This window comes from Sediminicola luteus, from assembly GCF_040566555.1.
Taxonomy (GTDB): domain Bacteria; phylum Bacteroidota; class Bacteroidia; order Flavobacteriales; family Flavobacteriaceae; genus Sediminicola.
Genome location: NZ_JBEWYP010000003.1, coordinates 146,531 through 160,474, shown reverse-complemented (window position 1 = coordinate 160,474; position 13,944 = coordinate 146,531). Strand labels below are relative to the sequence as shown.

Genomic DNA, 13,944 nt, shown 5'->3' with positions numbered 1-13,944 from the left:
TCAATTTACTTACCTTGATTTTTATAAATTAAAGAGGAATAGGAACTAAAATCAGTCCCCATTTTCTCGGTAACATGGATTATTTTGATACATTTAGGTATTCACCCTTCTAAGCAATTTGGCCTATGTTATCAAATGTATTGTTAGAACGAAAAATATATGCATCGGAAGAGCACCGTATGATGCGCGATATGATCCAAGATTTTATCTCCAATGATATTGTGGATCAGAACGATCAATGGGAAAAGGATGGAATGGTTAGTCGAGCCGTTTGGGAACGTGCCGGGTCCTTGGGTCTTCTTTGTATTGATATGCCTACCCAATATGGGGGAAGCGGCCTTGATTTCAGCTATAGTTCCCTTTTAATTGAAGAATTGGCAAAAAAAGGATTCAGCGGCCCTGGATTTTCCCTTCATTCAGACATTGTAGCTCCCTATCTATTAAATCATGGTACCGAAGCCCAAAAGCTGCAATACCTACCCGTAATGGCAAGTGGAAACCTAATCACTGCAATAGGGATGACTGAACCCAATTGTGGGAGCGACCTAAAAGCCATACGTACCACTGCTGTTGACAAGGGTGACCATTACGTGGTCAAGGGACAGAAAACATTTATTACCAATGGTTACCTGTGCGACATGGCTGTGGTGGCAGTGAAAACCAACCCAGGAACAGAAAAGGAAGGGGTATCCCTTTTGATCATGGAAAGTAAATGGGATGGCTTTGAAAAAGGGATTCCTTTTAAAAAGATCGGGATGAAAGCCCAGGATACCTGCGAACTGTTCTTTGATAACGTAAAGGTTCCCAAGGAAAACCTTCTAGGGAAGGAAGGAGAAGGATTTAAGATTATGATGCAGGAGTTGGCTCGGGAACGTTTAACGGTAGCGGTCACGGCCATAGGCAATGCAGAGGGGGCATTAATGGATACCATTGATTATACTTCTACCAGGACAGCTTTTAAAAAACCAATCGCCGCCTTCCAGAACACCCAATTCAAGTTGGCCGAATGTGCAACAAAACTTCAAGTACACCAAGCATTTATAGATCGTTGTATCCAAATGGTGCCAACACATGAACTAACGGCAGAAAGTGCCTCTATGGCCAAGTATTCGGCCACAGAAATGTGCGGGGTGGTGGTAGATGAATGTCTGCAGTTATTTGGTGGATATGGATATATGTGGGATTATCCCATCGCTAGAATGTATGCCGATAATAGGGTGGCAAGAATCTATGCCGGCACCAATGAAATCATGAAACTGTTGATAGCCCGCGGCCTCTTCAAAGAATTGTTCCTGCAGATGAAGAACGACCGAAAAAAGGATAAGAATTAGATCATAAATACAATCAACCGCAAAAAGTACCCTGTACGCTGCAATCGTTTTAATAATAGATCCTCATTCCCGTATTTTAAGACGATCCGGATCATTTAAAATGCTTTTGACCTCAATGAAATGATACGTATTTGCCGGAATAATAATGGACCTCCTCATATGGAGGTAGCTATGCCTTCAATCAACAATTCTGCTTTAAGGCACGATTTGTAGATTGTGGCAGGGACTTAGTATGCTACAAGAATACCCTATCGATTTTCTACTGGTATTTAGAGGTAGTTATTCTCAGTATTTTTTAGCGCCCTTTTTAGCAGCTTTTGCGGCCTTTTTCTCTTTAGGGGTTTTAGCGGCTGCCGTTTTATCTGATTTTTGTTTGCCTTCTTTTTCTTTTGACATCTTTAATTAGTTTTAATAAAAGTGAATAATTAGGGCAGGATAGTTGCTCCCTACCAACGTGTTAAGATAACTCTTTTAAAATAATAATGAGACTTTATTACACATGTCAAAACATTGTATTCTAACAACCCTAGCATGCTGAATTAAAGATAGTTATACGTATCACATGAGGGTGCCTTTTAAAGATCTTAACCATGCTATATAATTGGTTTTCCTAGTTCACAACTATTTTCTCCTTTTGCCCACATGTATAATGTAGAAGAACGTTTCGAGATACCTGGATTATCTAGTTATTTTGGTGTTGCAAAAAGAACTTCTAGTGATTTAAAACTGCAATCAAATTATATCCTAGTATAGTATTCATGTTCAAATTTTTATAACTTACCATTTGAAAATTACCAACCAAAAATATACCATGAATACACGATTGACCTTCGCTACATTTTGCTTGTTACTTTGTTTTTTTACTTTCAACCTACAGGCCCAAAATGACATACTTGAGAAACTCAATGAAATAGCAATTACCGATCAAAAAGTAATGATGCCCATGCGAGATGGTGTACGCTTGGCAACAGATATCTATAGACCTAAAAGTGCAGAGCCTGTTCCCATTATCTTTTCACGGACCCCTTACAATTTCAATTCCTGGGGTGATGGGGAAGAAAAGACAAGAACTGCAGAACGGGCTTATGAGGCAGTAAAAAGGGGGTATGCCTATGTAGTACAGAACGAACGTGGTAGGTACTTCTCTGAAGGGGAATGGGATATTTTGGGGGTACCTTTGACCGATGGGTATGATGCCTTTTCATGGATGAAGGATCAGCCGTGGTCCAACGGAAAAATTGGCACTTTGGGCTGTTCCTCAACTGCAGAGTGGCAAATGGCCGTTGCAGCTTTGGATCATCCATCACATTCAGCAATGGTTCCACAAGGATACGGGGCTGGGGTAGGACGAATAGGCGACTATTATGAACAAGGTAACTGGTATAGGGGAGGAGTAGAACAGCTTTTATTCTTTTCATGGCTATATGGTGTTGAACACGATAAATTCAAGCCAAGAATTCCTGCCGGAGCCACCCAAGAAGATTTAATCCGCATTTCAAGATTTTATGACCTGGCACCAGAAAATCCATCTGTGGATATGGCCGAAGCCCTAAAACATCTTCCAATCCAAGATATCATAAAGAATATGAATGGTAAAAAAGAGGTGTTTGACAAAATGGTACGACGCACCCCTAACCACAAAGATTGGTATACAGGCGGACTCTATCATGACAATATGGATTTTGGAGTTCCCAGTTTTTGGTTTGCCTCCTGGTATGACGTCTCCATAAGTCCTAATTTGGCCCTTTTCAATCATGTACGAAAAAATGCCAAGGACCAGGAAATAAGGGACAATCAGTACTTAGTAATAGCACCCACTTTACACTGTGCCTATACCAGGGCAACAGAGAATACAATTGTTGGGGAACGAAGTGTTGGAGATGCCCGGTTGAACTATGAGGAACAGATTTATGCCTGGTTTGATCTTTGGCTAAAAGGGGAACAGAACAATTTTAAAGAAAATACCCCCAGGGTACAATACTATACTATGGGAAGTAATACATGGCAATCTGCAAGTGAATGGCCGCCAGCCACCACAAAACTGGAGACCTACTACATCAATAGTAAAGGAAGTGCCAATAGCTTATATGGGGATGGGAAACTAACAACCACCAAACCAAAACAGGACATGCCAGATTCATTTATTTATGACCCTATGAATCCCGTTACATCATATGGGGGCAATGTATGTTGTACAGGAAATGCAGTGAAAGGTGGAGCCTTTGACCAACAACAAATGGAAACTAGAAACGATATTTTGGTGTATACTACAGATGTCCTTTCAGAAGGGGTAGAAGTATCAGGCTTCATCGAATCTACTTTGTATGTGTCCTCTGATGCCAAGGATACCGATTTTACCATTAAACTAATAGATGTTTATCCAGACGGCACAGCCTATAATTTGGATGAGACCATTCAAAGGGTAAGGTATAGGGAAGGCTATGATAAGGAAGTATTTATGCAAAAAGGAAAGGTATACAAGGTAGACCTAACACCAATGTCTACCAGTAATTATTTTAAAAAGGGTCATAGGATCCGAATCGAGATATCAAGTAGTAATTTTCCAAGGTTTGCCCGTAATTTAAATACTGGGGGAACCAATTATGATGAATCCAAAGGAGTGGTTGCCCGTAATAAGGTGCATCATTCGGACACCTATCCGTCGCAGATAAGACTGCCGATCAAAAGAAAATAATCAGATGGAGGATAACTTTGGTTGTATCAACATAAGTACTTTAACCTCAATTAATTAAAATCAATTAAGCTCATTTAAAACCTTTCCATGCCATCTAGCTTTATCCAGGATTTAGGATTGATATCCATCCTTCTTTTAATTGGTTTTATACTAAGAAATAGAATCACCTTTTTGCAAAAATTATTTATCCCTGTAAGTATTATTACAGGGTTATTAGGCCTACTCTTGGGCACTAATGGGTTGGAATTTCTGCCGTTTTCGGATCAAATTGGTTCTTATCCAGGAATAATGATCGCTTTTTTGTTTGGCTCCCTGCCTTTCACCTTCGACATTGAAAAAGATAAATCAAGAGAGTTTAAAAGAAATACCGTTCAAATTGGAGGTGCATCCATTATCATCCTCTTGTTACAATGGGGAATAGGACTCCTGTTCGGGCTTACTTTTTTAAGCTGGTTATATCCCGGGATCCACACCAGTTTTGGTGCCATCCTGGCCACTGGTTTTTTTGGGGGCCATGGAACTGCGGCAGCCATAGGGGAGTCTTTTGCCTCCAATTTGCAATGGGCAGAAGCACAATCCTTGGCTATGACAAGCGCTACGGTTGGGATATTTTCTGCAACTATGGGCGGGGTAATTATGGTGCAATGGGGTATAAAAAAGAAACACACCTCATTTATCAAAAATTTTAATGAGTTGCCCGATAGTTATAAAACTGGACTGATAGTTTTAAAGGACCAAAAGTCCATCGGGAAGGCCACATTTTCGAACATTGCCATAGACCCTTTATTAATGCATCTTATGTTAGTAGTATTTGTTGGGTTTGCCGGAATATTTCTCACCAATATTACCAAACCTTTTTTAAGTGGCTATACCATTGCCGCCTTTTCATTTGCTTTTGTGGTAGGGTTACTTTTAAAGGCTTCGTTGTCCAAATTAAAATTAATGCAATATTTTGATCCAAAGCTGATGAGTAGAATTTGTGGGTTATTCGCAGATCTCATTGTGGTATTTGGAATTGCGTCCATAAAAACGGCTGTGGTGATTAAATTTGCCGGTCCCCTGCTTCTCATATTTATTTTGGGTATAGCACTTGCTATTTTTCTGTTTCGGTTTATGGGTTCAAAATTATTCATTACCTACTGGTTTGAAAAATCCATTTTTTTATGGGGCATGTCCTTAGGGGTAACTGCAATCGGTATCGCCTTATTACGGATGGTCGATCCTGAGTCCAAATCCGAAACATTACCGGTTTTCGCCTTGGGCTATATTGGGGTGACCCCATTTGAGGTACTTTGTCTCGTATTTTTTCCAATTTTGGCTAGCCAGGGATTTCAATGGCATTTTACCCTCGGTTGCTTGCTTGGAGGAATAATCCTTTATATCTTGATTAAGAAATTCAACAGGACTTATAAAGTGTCTTAACTTAAATATAGAATTATGACCCCTGGCAATTTATCATCAAACTGGTTCCTTATCAATAATGTATCGGAATTGGATTCCCCTTCCATCGCCTTATACAAGGACCGCTTGCTGTTCAATATTCATAAGATGAAGGCCATGGTAGGCAATGATGTTTCCAGATTGATGCCGCATGTTAAAACCAATAAAATGCCGAAGGTCATTGCCCTTATGATCTCCAATGGCATAACGAGGTTCAAGGCGTCTACTATTGCAGAGGCCGAGATAGCCGCCCAGGAAGGGGCTAGTGAGGTTTTGATAGCCCACCAATTGGTAGGCCCCAAAGTAGAACGTTTGGCGTCGCTCATCGAAAATTATCCAAAAACTGTATTTTCAACCCTTGTAGATAATATTGCTTCCGCCCAACGGCTTAATGAGGTGGCTTTTAATAAAAACCTTCGTATCGCAATTTTCATTGATATCAACAACGGCATGGACCGCTCTGGAATAGAAATGGGAGCCGACTTGGATGAACTTGTGTTTGAGGTGAAAAATCTTAAAAATCTTTATTTTAGAGGTTTACACGTTTATGATGGGCATTTAAGGCATAGCGACTTTCAAAAAAGAAAGGAGGAAATAGAGCTTGGCCTTAATAAGGTCAATACACTATACGCCCAATTAAAAAAGGAGGACCCAAACTGTCAGCTTATTTGCGGCGGAACACCTTCATTTACGGCCCATCTCTTGGAAGAAAGCCGTATTTGCAGTCCAGGTACGTGTTTGTTTTGGGATTGGGGATATGGCGACAAAATGGAGGAACAAGAATTCCAATATGCTGCCCTATTGGTCACACGAGTAATTTCCAAACCTAAAAAAGGCATTATTACACTAGATCTTGGGCATAAGGGGGTGGCCTCAGAAAATCCTATTCATAGTCGGGTGAGATTTCTGAATCTTTCTGATTATGAGCTTCTATCACAAAGTGAGGAACACGGAGTACTTAAGGTAAAGGATTGGGATACAATTGCGGTCGGTGATGTCTTCTATGGCGTACCTTATCACATTTGTCCCACTATTAATTTATATGACGAGGTCGCAGTTATCGAAAATGGTAACAAGGTGGACACATGGCAGATTACCGCACGCAAAAGAAAAATCAATATTTAACAAATACATCTTCTAAAATCCATGAAAAAACTATTATTTCTAGCCTCTATAACTCTGACAATAGTTGCTTGTAATACCAAAACAACTTTCCCACTTTTTAACGGCCAAAATTTAGAGGGCTGGCACGTGGATGTCCCAGAAATGGATACCCTAACCAATACTATCAATCCCTTTATAGTTCGAGATGGTAATTTGGTGAGCCTGGGGACGCCCAGAGGCCATCTTATCACTGATGCTGAGTATAAAAATTATAGGTTGGATATTGAATACCGTTTTACAGGAGAACCTGGGAATTGTGGAATTTTGGTTCACGCCTCTACCCCAAGGGCCCTTTATAAAATGTTTCCAAAATCTATTGAGGTGCAAATGGAACATGAAAATGCTGGGGACTTCTGGGTAATTGTGGAAGATATTACTGCCGATAATATGGTAGAACGAAGAGGTCCCAAGGAATCATGGGGAATCATCGAAGATACGAACAGGCGTATTGAAAACTTGAAAAACGGCTTGGAAAAACCCTTGGGTGATTGGAATACCATGGTGATTGAATGTTTTAAAAATGAAATTAAAGTTTGGGTCAATGGTACCTTGGCCAACTATGGGTATAATGCAACGGTGAGCAGTGGACAGATTGCCGTGCAAGCAGAAGGATCGGAGGTAGAGTTCAGGAAACTGACACTCACCCCGATTATTGAACTTAGTGATGTCCAAGAGTAGGTGTTTGGCTTGGAATCCTCCTTATTTTTTTCTATTTTAAAATAATAACAATATTGAAAATTTATGAGTAGAGCCTTTGTTAAGGAAGATGACCAAGAAGAAATACCTATAATTTCCCCAAGAGCGCACTTGCCAGCCGGGGAGACCAATTATGTAACCCCGGTGGGATTACAGAAGCTAATGGATGAAAGAGAAGTGCTGTTACATGAGCGCAGTACATTGGACATTGCCGACGCCAATGAAAGAAGAATTGCATTATTGGTTCTTAACGGTAAACTCCAATTGTTGAATGACCGTATAAATAGCGCCAGACCTATTGACCTTGGTAGTCAAGATAAAGAAAGTATAAGGTTTGGAGCACAGATACAATTAAAAGTCCAAGCAACAGGAAAATTACAAACGCTTCAGATCGTAGGGGTGGATGAGGCTGATATCTCTAAGGGTAAAATTGCCTTTACTTCACCTTTGGCCAAAATCCTGAACCATAAAAAGGTAGGGGAAGTGGCAACCCTGAAATTGGAAAATGGTAATAGAGTCTTCGAAATCCTTAAAATTGAATACTCCTAATTTGTAGAATTCCGTCTCTTAATCAATTGTATGGGGGAGGTAGAATGTGCATACCCATAGGACTGTAAGGAAAGATTTGTCCATTGACATTTATATTTATATATAAAATAGTAATTAAATCCCTGTTAAGTACCTGCTATACGTTCGTTTTTTAAGCTTTGTCGGAGATAATTAATATAATAATCGTTCCCATTTTATCAATGTTAAGAGAATAATCGATCATTATTATGGAAATAGCATTGATTATAGATTTTTTTCTTGCGTTCTTTACTGTTATCTAAATTCAATCCCCGAAATGCCAACCAAAGATATTAAGGATACTTACAGTTCCATTTTTAAATCAAATGGCAATATAACATTGGAGCACCATATTAAGAAAATTATTGAATTGGACGCTTACCTGCCCTATAATTCCACCTTCTTCACCCTAATTAACACCACTTCCTTGTCCTTTGATTTTGTAAGTAAAAATTTTGAAGTGTGTACTGGAATGAAATCCCAAGAAATGAAAACAAAAGGGATAAAGTATTTTTGGAGCATAATGCATCCTGAAGACCTGGAATGTTATTTAATGGCACTTCAGGATCTAATGGAATTTACGCTGAAGGAAATCCCCTTGCAAGAACGTAAACATCTTTGTTATACCTATAATTACCGCTTAAAAAATGGGGTCGGACAATATGTTCACGTTATTCAGAATTCAACGCCGGTTTATTTCGATGAATCTGGTAAGCCTGTTATCGGAATGGCGCATTATACGGTTTTAGATCCTGATGTGAAACTTCCTTTATCGGCCAATGTCAAGTATATGAAGGACAATAACCAATATGAAACTGTATTTTCTAAGACGTATAGCCCAAAATAGAGGGTTTTTAGTAGTATAACGGATTTAACGGTAGGTATAATTAGAAATTCATTGGGTATAAATTAAAATGGAACTTCAATTTCCGCAACAGCACCTGGGGCAAGATCTCTTAAAGTGGTAATTCCTATTCTTACCCTCACCAATCTCAAGGTAGGGTAACCAACAGCCGCCGTCATTTTACGCACTTGTCTAAATTTTCCTTCGGTCAATACAATACTGATCCATGAGGTGGGCCTATGCCTCCCTATACGCAGTTTATGATCTGGTGGAGGAAGTAGGTGGGGGGTATTGATTTTATGGACCTTACAGGGTTTGGTATGGTATCTTTTACCGCCAAAACCAATTTCTACACCAGTTTCTAAGTCTGCAATCTCTTTTTCTGTGATCTCCCCATCCAATTGGACGTAATATTCCTTTTCTACCCCAGAACGATTAATGGTATCACTCAATTTACCATCAGTTGTCATTAACAGGAGTCCTTCAGATTTCGCATCCAAACGGCCTATAGGCATAATCCCTTCAGGAAAATTAAACAGTTCCTCCAAGAACCGCTTACTCCGAACCTCTTTGGGATCATTTGAACCCATCTGACTCAACATGCCAAAAGGTTTGTGTATTTTATAATGAAGGTGGTTTGTTATTGGCATTATGAATGCAACTAGTTATAGAATTAAATTTGTTTCCAAAGATGCATTTTTCTTTAATTTTATTCCCGGTAAATCAACAATTATTACATCAGGGCAATATATTCTTTAGCAACAGCAGCAGCTACTCTTGCATTGTTATACACCAACTCAATATTGGCCATAAGACTGGTGCCGCTGGTTAATTGCTTAACCTTGCCCAAAAGAAAGGGAGTGCTTTCCTTTCCCTTTATTCCTAACTTCTGCTCTTCTAAAAGTGCCTCCTCAATAGCCTTGTGCATTACCTCAAATGACAATTCCTTTTCCTTGGGAATGGGATTGGCAATAATGACACCGCCATTTAAGGGGAGGGCCCACTTTACCTTTAACATTTGAGCAATTTCCTTGGCACTTTCCATTCGATAAGTTACGTTATAACCGCTCTTTTGGGTGTAAAATGCAGGTAATTCAGAGGTTTTATAACCGAGGACGGGCACCCCGTGAGTTTCGAGATATTCCAGGGTCAAACTAATATCCAGAACGGATTTGATCCCAGCGCAGACCACTGCAACGTTGGTATGGGCCAACTCTTGTAGATCCGCAGAAATGTCGAAGCTTTCTGAAGCACCTCGATGAACCCCTCCGATACCTCCAGTGGCCATTATAGAAATTCCAGCCAATTGGGCAGCAATCATTGTAGATGCCACTGTTGTGGCCCCATCTATGTTTTTTGATAAGAGGTATGGAAGATCCCTACGACTGGCTTTTACAATTTTTTGCCCTGATTTGGCTAGGTGAACAAGTTCTTTTTCAGTCAACCCTACTTTGAGCTTCCCGTTAAGTACAGCAGTAGTTGCAGGAACAACCCCGTAATCTCTCAGGATTTGCTCAACTTGTAAAGCAGTTTCCAAATTTTGTGGATAGGGCATGCCATGGGAGATTATAGTAGATTCCAATGCTACAATGGGCAAGCCTCCATTTAAAGCATTCTTTACCTCCGATTGAATGTCGAGGATGCTTGCAATCATTGCATGGTTTTTAAAACCATTTCCTCGCATATCTCGGGATGTACTGCATTTTTATGTTGAATTGTGATTTGGGCACAGCCAGTTCCAAAATTAACCATGTCATAAAGATCCATTCCCTTGGTTTCTCCATAGATTAGTCCGGCCATAAAGGCGTCCCCAGCTCCAATGGTATTGACTGGAATGAGGATATTGTTTTTATTGATGAAGATTTCATTTTGGTCCCCATAAGCAACACCATCTTTACCCAGGGTAATGAAAACTTTTTTCACTCCCATCCCCAAAAAATGTTCAATGATTTTCTCGTAATCGCTTTCATATTGGACTGTCATATTGCTCAGCAATTCGGCTTCCTTGGCATTACATTTTAAAATATGTAATCTATCTATGATTGATATGGCTTTTAAGGCCTTTTTTGCAGAAACAGCTTCCAAAGCAAATTTAGTGTTAGGGAGTTTTTCTGTGACAAGTTCCAAGATGGAAACAGGAAGATTGGTCTCTATCACACAAAATTCATTTTGGGCGATAACGTCCAACTTTTCCAAAATAAAACTATCGGGAATAGTATCGTAAATATCCATAGCGGAAAGGGCCAAAGCCAAATCACGGTAATGGTCCATGATCGCCACGTAAAGTGATGTATTACTCCCTTTGACCGTTAAACTATGTTCAATGGAGATGCCTAGATCCTTACAGGAATTTTTTAAAGTTTTAGAAAACTCATCATCAGCAAATACACTTAGGAAATCAACATCAAACCCTAAATGTTTTAAATTTTCAGCAATATTGCGACCGACCCCTCCGAGGATCGTGTCAATCGAACCAACATTGGAATCCTCATAAATTAATTTTTCCTTAGCCAGACCTATTAAATCAACGTTGGAAGCACCAATTACCGTTACTTTTGGAATATTGGACATCTTTCTGATTATTAGATGAATACCTTCTTAAATTTACGTAATTTTAAGGGAATTAGATAGCTTTCATGGATAAATTTACCTCAGTTTTTAATGGAATAAAGCCAGTTATAGGCATGATCCATCTTAAGGCTCTACCTGGAACTCCAAAAAATTCTTTGAATTCTTCCGAAATTATAAGGGCAGCCTTAGATGAGGCGGATATATATATGAAGGCAGGGATTGATGCCATCATGATAGAAAACATGCATGATGTGCCCTATCTCAAAGGAAATGTGGGTCATGAGATCAGTTCCCTAATGACCTTAGTTGGGTATCTCATAAAACAAAAGACCCAACTCCCCGTGGGCATCCAAATTCTGGCGGGAGCCAATATGGAAGCCTTAGCAGCCGCCAAGGCAGCTGGACTCGATTTTATTCGAGCAGAGGGTTTTGTATTTGCCCACGTGGCAGATGAGGGGTTTATTGAGGCCCAAGCAGGGGAGTTGCTGCGGTATAGAAAAAATATAAATGCTGAAGAAATAGCAATATTTACAGATATAAAAAAGAAACATAGCTCCCATGCTATCACCAATGATGTCACTTTATTGGACACTGCTAAGGCTGCGCAATTTTTCCTAAGTGATGGAATCATAATTACCGGCAGCCATACTGGGGTTTCGGCTTCGGTTGAAGAATTAAATTCCTTAGAAGATCTCGAAACTCCCGTCCTTATCGGCTCTGGCATTACAAAGGACAATGTTGTTGATTATTGGCCCATTTGCGATGGAATGATCGTTGGTTCCTATTTCAAAAAAGAAGGTTACTGGCAAAATGAATTGGAATACAATCGTGTTTCAGAGTTCATGAAACTCGTTAAAAAATTATAATTCCCTCTTGAACGTACCTTTAAATTTTATAAAAACTTTAAAACGCATTGTTCAAAAAAGTCCATAACTTCATGATCCATCTATAAATAGGGGTAATCATGAAACTGAATTTTAAGCATGTAGCCGTTTTGATTGCAGGAATAACCATCAGTTGTGGTTCTTCTTCCAAAATAGTCTCATCCCAAGCACAAATACAGCAACTGGAAGAGCTGGTAACCTCAAAATCTTTCCAAATTCAATCAGATTGGGCCATGCCCTTAATGACCAATAGTATGAACAGTATTTCCAACGCCGGACTTTTACCGATAGGGAGCACGGGGAATATGATCAGCTTAATAGGGAACACCAATTTTTTAAAAATGGAGGGCGATACCATATCAGCCTATCTTCCCTATTTTGGAGAGCGACAAATGGGCGGAGGGTATTCCAACAATGATAATGCCATTCAATTTAAAGGTGTCCCGAGAAATTATGAAGTAACGGAGGATAAAAAGACCGGAAGCAAGGAAATAAGCTTTAACATAAATAATAGAACAGAATCCTTTCGGGTGTTCATCACCTTGTCCCCTAATCTTTCCAGCAACATTAACGTAAACAGCACAGAACGATTTACGATACGGTATCGAGGTAAGGTGGAGCCCATTCTAAGTGAATAACTATTGTTCTTCGTTTGAGCACTACAAGATCAATGCATTAATTAATAAACCTACCTCAACCATTTTATTCCTTAATTTTAGACCTCAGTACAATCAATTTTAAAAAATGCAAGAAATCCATACCAATAGCCGAAGAAACTTTCTAAAACAAGCTAGTTTACTATCTGCAGCCACCATGCTACCCCTTACAGGATTTTCTATGGCCCAAAAAAGAAGCTACAAAATAGGCCTACAGCTCTTTACCATTCGCGATGCCATGAAAAGGGACCCCATAGGAAGTTTAAAAATGGTTGCAGGCCTAGGTTATGAGGATTTGGAGCTCTATGGGTATGATGGGGAGAAAGGCTCGTATTATGGCTACAAGGCCTCTGATTTTAAACACATATTGGATGATCTGCAGCTAACCGCTTCAAGCGGACATTACAATTATTCGGACTATTTTGAACAACCCATAGATCAACTTAAGAGGTATACAGATCAATGTATTGAAGGGGCCCTGGCCCTCGATAAGCGATATATTACCTGGCCATGGTTGCACCCTAACTATCGTACCCTGGACAATTTCAAAATACTTTCTGATAAATTGAATAGGATAGGGGAGCAGGTATACAGTGCTGGACTAGGGTTTGCCTATCACAATCATGATTTTGAATTTACAGATCACGGTGGGGAAACGGGGTATGACATTATTCTACGCGAAACAGACCCCACTTTGGTGAAGTTGCAAATGGACCTTTACTGGGTGGTGCACTCTTCTAAAGTGAGTCCAGCTGAACTGATTGCAAATCAACCTGGCCGCTATGTGATGTGGCACATCAAGGATATGGATAAGATAACCAGGGACTATACTGAATTGGGCAATGGTTCCATCGACTATATCAAACTACTATCCACTATTCCTACGGACGTTTTGGAATTCTATTATTTGGAACAAGGCGGTAATTTTGCCGAGAATTCGATACAGAGTATTACGGACAGTGCTGCTTACTTTAAGCAACATCTGCAAAAATATTTATAGCTGTTTTATATTCTTATTGCCTTTTAATTTTGATTCTCTGTTCTATGGTAAGACATAAAAGCCTTCATCAATATTGTATTGTATGGATGATGGAGA

General features: G+C 39.6%; 13 protein-coding genes. 10 read left to right on the top strand and 3 right to left on the bottom strand.

Going from position 1 to position 13,944, the window contains the following annotated elements:
- The first annotated feature begins 125 nt into the window (after positions 1-125).
- From ABXZ32_RS06975 to ABXZ32_RS06945, 7 genes are all read left to right on the top strand, one after another.
- Positions 126-1,331: an acyl-CoA dehydrogenase family protein gene (locus ABXZ32_RS06975; RefSeq protein ID WP_354617954.1), complete on the top strand. Its 1,206-nt coding sequence runs from the start codon at positions 126-128 to the stop codon at positions 1,329-1,331.
- Positions 1,332-2,142: 811 nt separating this feature from the next.
- The gene (locus ABXZ32_RS06970; protein WP_354617953.1) at positions 2,143-4,026 is read left to right on the top strand and encodes a CocE/NonD family hydrolase; all 1,884 of its coding nucleotides are present in this window, start codon (positions 2,143-2,145) and stop codon (positions 4,024-4,026) included.
- Between the two features lie 87 nt (positions 4,027-4,113).
- Positions 4,114-5,448 (top strand): sodium/glutamate symporter, encoded by a 1,335-nt coding sequence (locus ABXZ32_RS06965; RefSeq protein ID WP_354617952.1) that lies wholly within the window; start codon positions 4,114-4,116, stop codon positions 5,446-5,448.
- A 15-nt stretch (positions 5,449-5,463) separates the two neighbouring features.
- Positions 5,464-6,591, top strand: a complete 1,128-nt coding sequence (locus ABXZ32_RS06960) for a D-TA family PLP-dependent enzyme (RefSeq protein WP_354617951.1) — start codon at positions 5,464-5,466, stop codon at positions 6,589-6,591.
- Positions 6,592-6,612: 21 nt separating this feature from the next.
- The gene (locus ABXZ32_RS06955) at positions 6,613-7,308 is read left to right on the top strand and encodes a 3-keto-disaccharide hydrolase (protein ID WP_354617950.1); all 696 of its coding nucleotides are present in this window, start codon (positions 6,613-6,615) and stop codon (positions 7,306-7,308) included.
- A 63-nt stretch (positions 7,309-7,371) separates the two neighbouring features.
- Positions 7,372-7,875 carry a GreA/GreB family elongation factor gene (locus ABXZ32_RS06950; protein ID WP_354617949.1) on the top strand — a complete coding sequence of 168 codons (504 nt, stop codon included), beginning with the start codon at positions 7,372-7,374 and terminating at the stop codon, positions 7,873-7,875.
- Positions 7,876-8,170: 295 nt separating this feature from the next.
- Positions 8,171-8,740, top strand: a complete 570-nt coding sequence (locus tag ABXZ32_RS06945; protein WP_354617948.1) for a PAS domain-containing protein — start codon at positions 8,171-8,173, stop codon at positions 8,738-8,740.
- Positions 8,741-8,802: 62 nt separating this feature from the next.
- Here the strand turns inward: ABXZ32_RS06945 and ABXZ32_RS06940 are convergent, their stop codons facing one another.
- The 3 genes from ABXZ32_RS06940 to ABXZ32_RS06930 all read right to left on the bottom strand — a co-directional run bounded on the left by ABXZ32_RS06940 (position 8,803) and on the right by ABXZ32_RS06930 (position 11,308).
- Positions 8,803-9,387, bottom strand: coding sequence for a pseudouridine synthase (locus tag ABXZ32_RS06940; RefSeq protein ID WP_354617947.1), 585 nt, complete (start codon positions 9,385-9,387; stop codon positions 8,803-8,805).
- Between the two features lie 83 nt (positions 9,388-9,470).
- Entirely contained in the window at positions 9,471-10,391 is a 921-nt protein-coding gene (locus ABXZ32_RS06935; protein ID WP_354617946.1) for a pseudouridine-5'-phosphate glycosidase, read from the bottom strand.
- The gene (locus ABXZ32_RS06930; RefSeq protein WP_354617945.1) at positions 10,388-11,308 is read right to left on the bottom strand and encodes a carbohydrate kinase family protein; all 921 of its coding nucleotides are present in this window, start codon (positions 11,306-11,308) and stop codon (positions 10,388-10,390) included. Before ABXZ32_RS06930 ends, ABXZ32_RS06935 begins: the two co-directional genes overlap by 4 nt.
- Positions 11,309-11,373: 65 nt before the next feature.
- Here ABXZ32_RS06930 and ABXZ32_RS06925 point away from each other — a divergent pair, with 65 nt between their 5' ends.
- The 3 genes from ABXZ32_RS06925 (at position 11,374) to ABXZ32_RS06915 (ending at position 13,848) form a co-directional block, all read left to right on the top strand.
- Positions 11,374-12,174: a BtpA/SgcQ family protein gene (locus ABXZ32_RS06925; RefSeq protein WP_354617944.1), complete on the top strand. Its 801-nt coding sequence runs from the start codon at positions 11,374-11,376 to the stop codon at positions 12,172-12,174.
- Positions 12,175-12,272: 98 nt separating this feature from the next.
- Complete coding sequence (locus ABXZ32_RS06920; RefSeq protein ID WP_354617943.1) at positions 12,273-12,830, top strand: DUF4251 domain-containing protein; 558 nt, start codon at positions 12,273-12,275, stop codon at positions 12,828-12,830.
- A gap of 106 nt (positions 12,831-12,936) precedes the next feature.
- Positions 12,937-13,848, top strand: a complete 912-nt coding sequence (locus ABXZ32_RS06915) for a sugar phosphate isomerase/epimerase family protein (protein ID WP_354617942.1) — start codon at positions 12,937-12,939, stop codon at positions 13,846-13,848.
- The last annotated feature ends 96 nt before the right edge of the window (positions 13,849-13,944 follow it).

Bases quoted from the DNA above. Each gene is read 5' to 3' on its own strand.
- ABXZ32_RS06975 (WP_354617954.1), top strand. From the start codon at position 126: ATGTTATCAAATGTATTGTTAGAACGAAAAATATATGCATCGGAAGAG.
- ABXZ32_RS06960 (WP_354617951.1), top strand. From the start codon at position 5,464: ATGACCCCTGGCAATTTATCATCAAACTGGTTCCTTATCAATAATGTA.
- ABXZ32_RS06955 (WP_354617950.1), top strand. From the start codon at position 6,613: ATGAAAAAACTATTATTTCTAGCCTCTATAACTCTGACAATAGTTGCT.
- ABXZ32_RS06970 (WP_354617953.1), top strand. From the start codon at position 2,143: ATGAATACACGATTGACCTTCGCTACATTTTGCTTGTTACTTTGTTTT.
- ABXZ32_RS06950 (WP_354617949.1), top strand. From the start codon at position 7,372: ATGAGTAGAGCCTTTGTTAAGGAAGATGACCAAGAAGAAATACCTATA.
- ABXZ32_RS06965 (WP_354617952.1), top strand. From the start codon at position 4,114: ATGCCATCTAGCTTTATCCAGGATTTAGGATTGATATCCATCCTTCTT.
- ABXZ32_RS06935 (WP_354617946.1), bottom strand. From the start codon at position 10,391: ATGATTGCAAGCATCCTCGACATTCAATCGGAGGTAAAGAATGCTTTA.
- ABXZ32_RS06915 (WP_354617942.1), top strand. From the start codon at position 12,937: ATGCAAGAAATCCATACCAATAGCCGAAGAAACTTTCTAAAACAAGCT.
- ABXZ32_RS06940 (WP_354617947.1), bottom strand. From the start codon at position 9,387: ATGCCAATAACAAACCACCTTCATTATAAAATACACAAACCTTTTGGC.
- ABXZ32_RS06920 (WP_354617943.1), top strand. From the start codon at position 12,273: ATGAAACTGAATTTTAAGCATGTAGCCGTTTTGATTGCAGGAATAACC.
- ABXZ32_RS06925 (WP_354617944.1), top strand. From the start codon at position 11,374: ATGGATAAATTTACCTCAGTTTTTAATGGAATAAAGCCAGTTATAGGC.
- ABXZ32_RS06945 (WP_354617948.1), top strand. From the start codon at position 8,171: ATGCCAACCAAAGATATTAAGGATACTTACAGTTCCATTTTTAAATCA.
- ABXZ32_RS06930 (WP_354617945.1), bottom strand. From the start codon at position 11,308: ATGTCCAATATTCCAAAAGTAACGGTAATTGGTGCTTCCAACGTTGAT.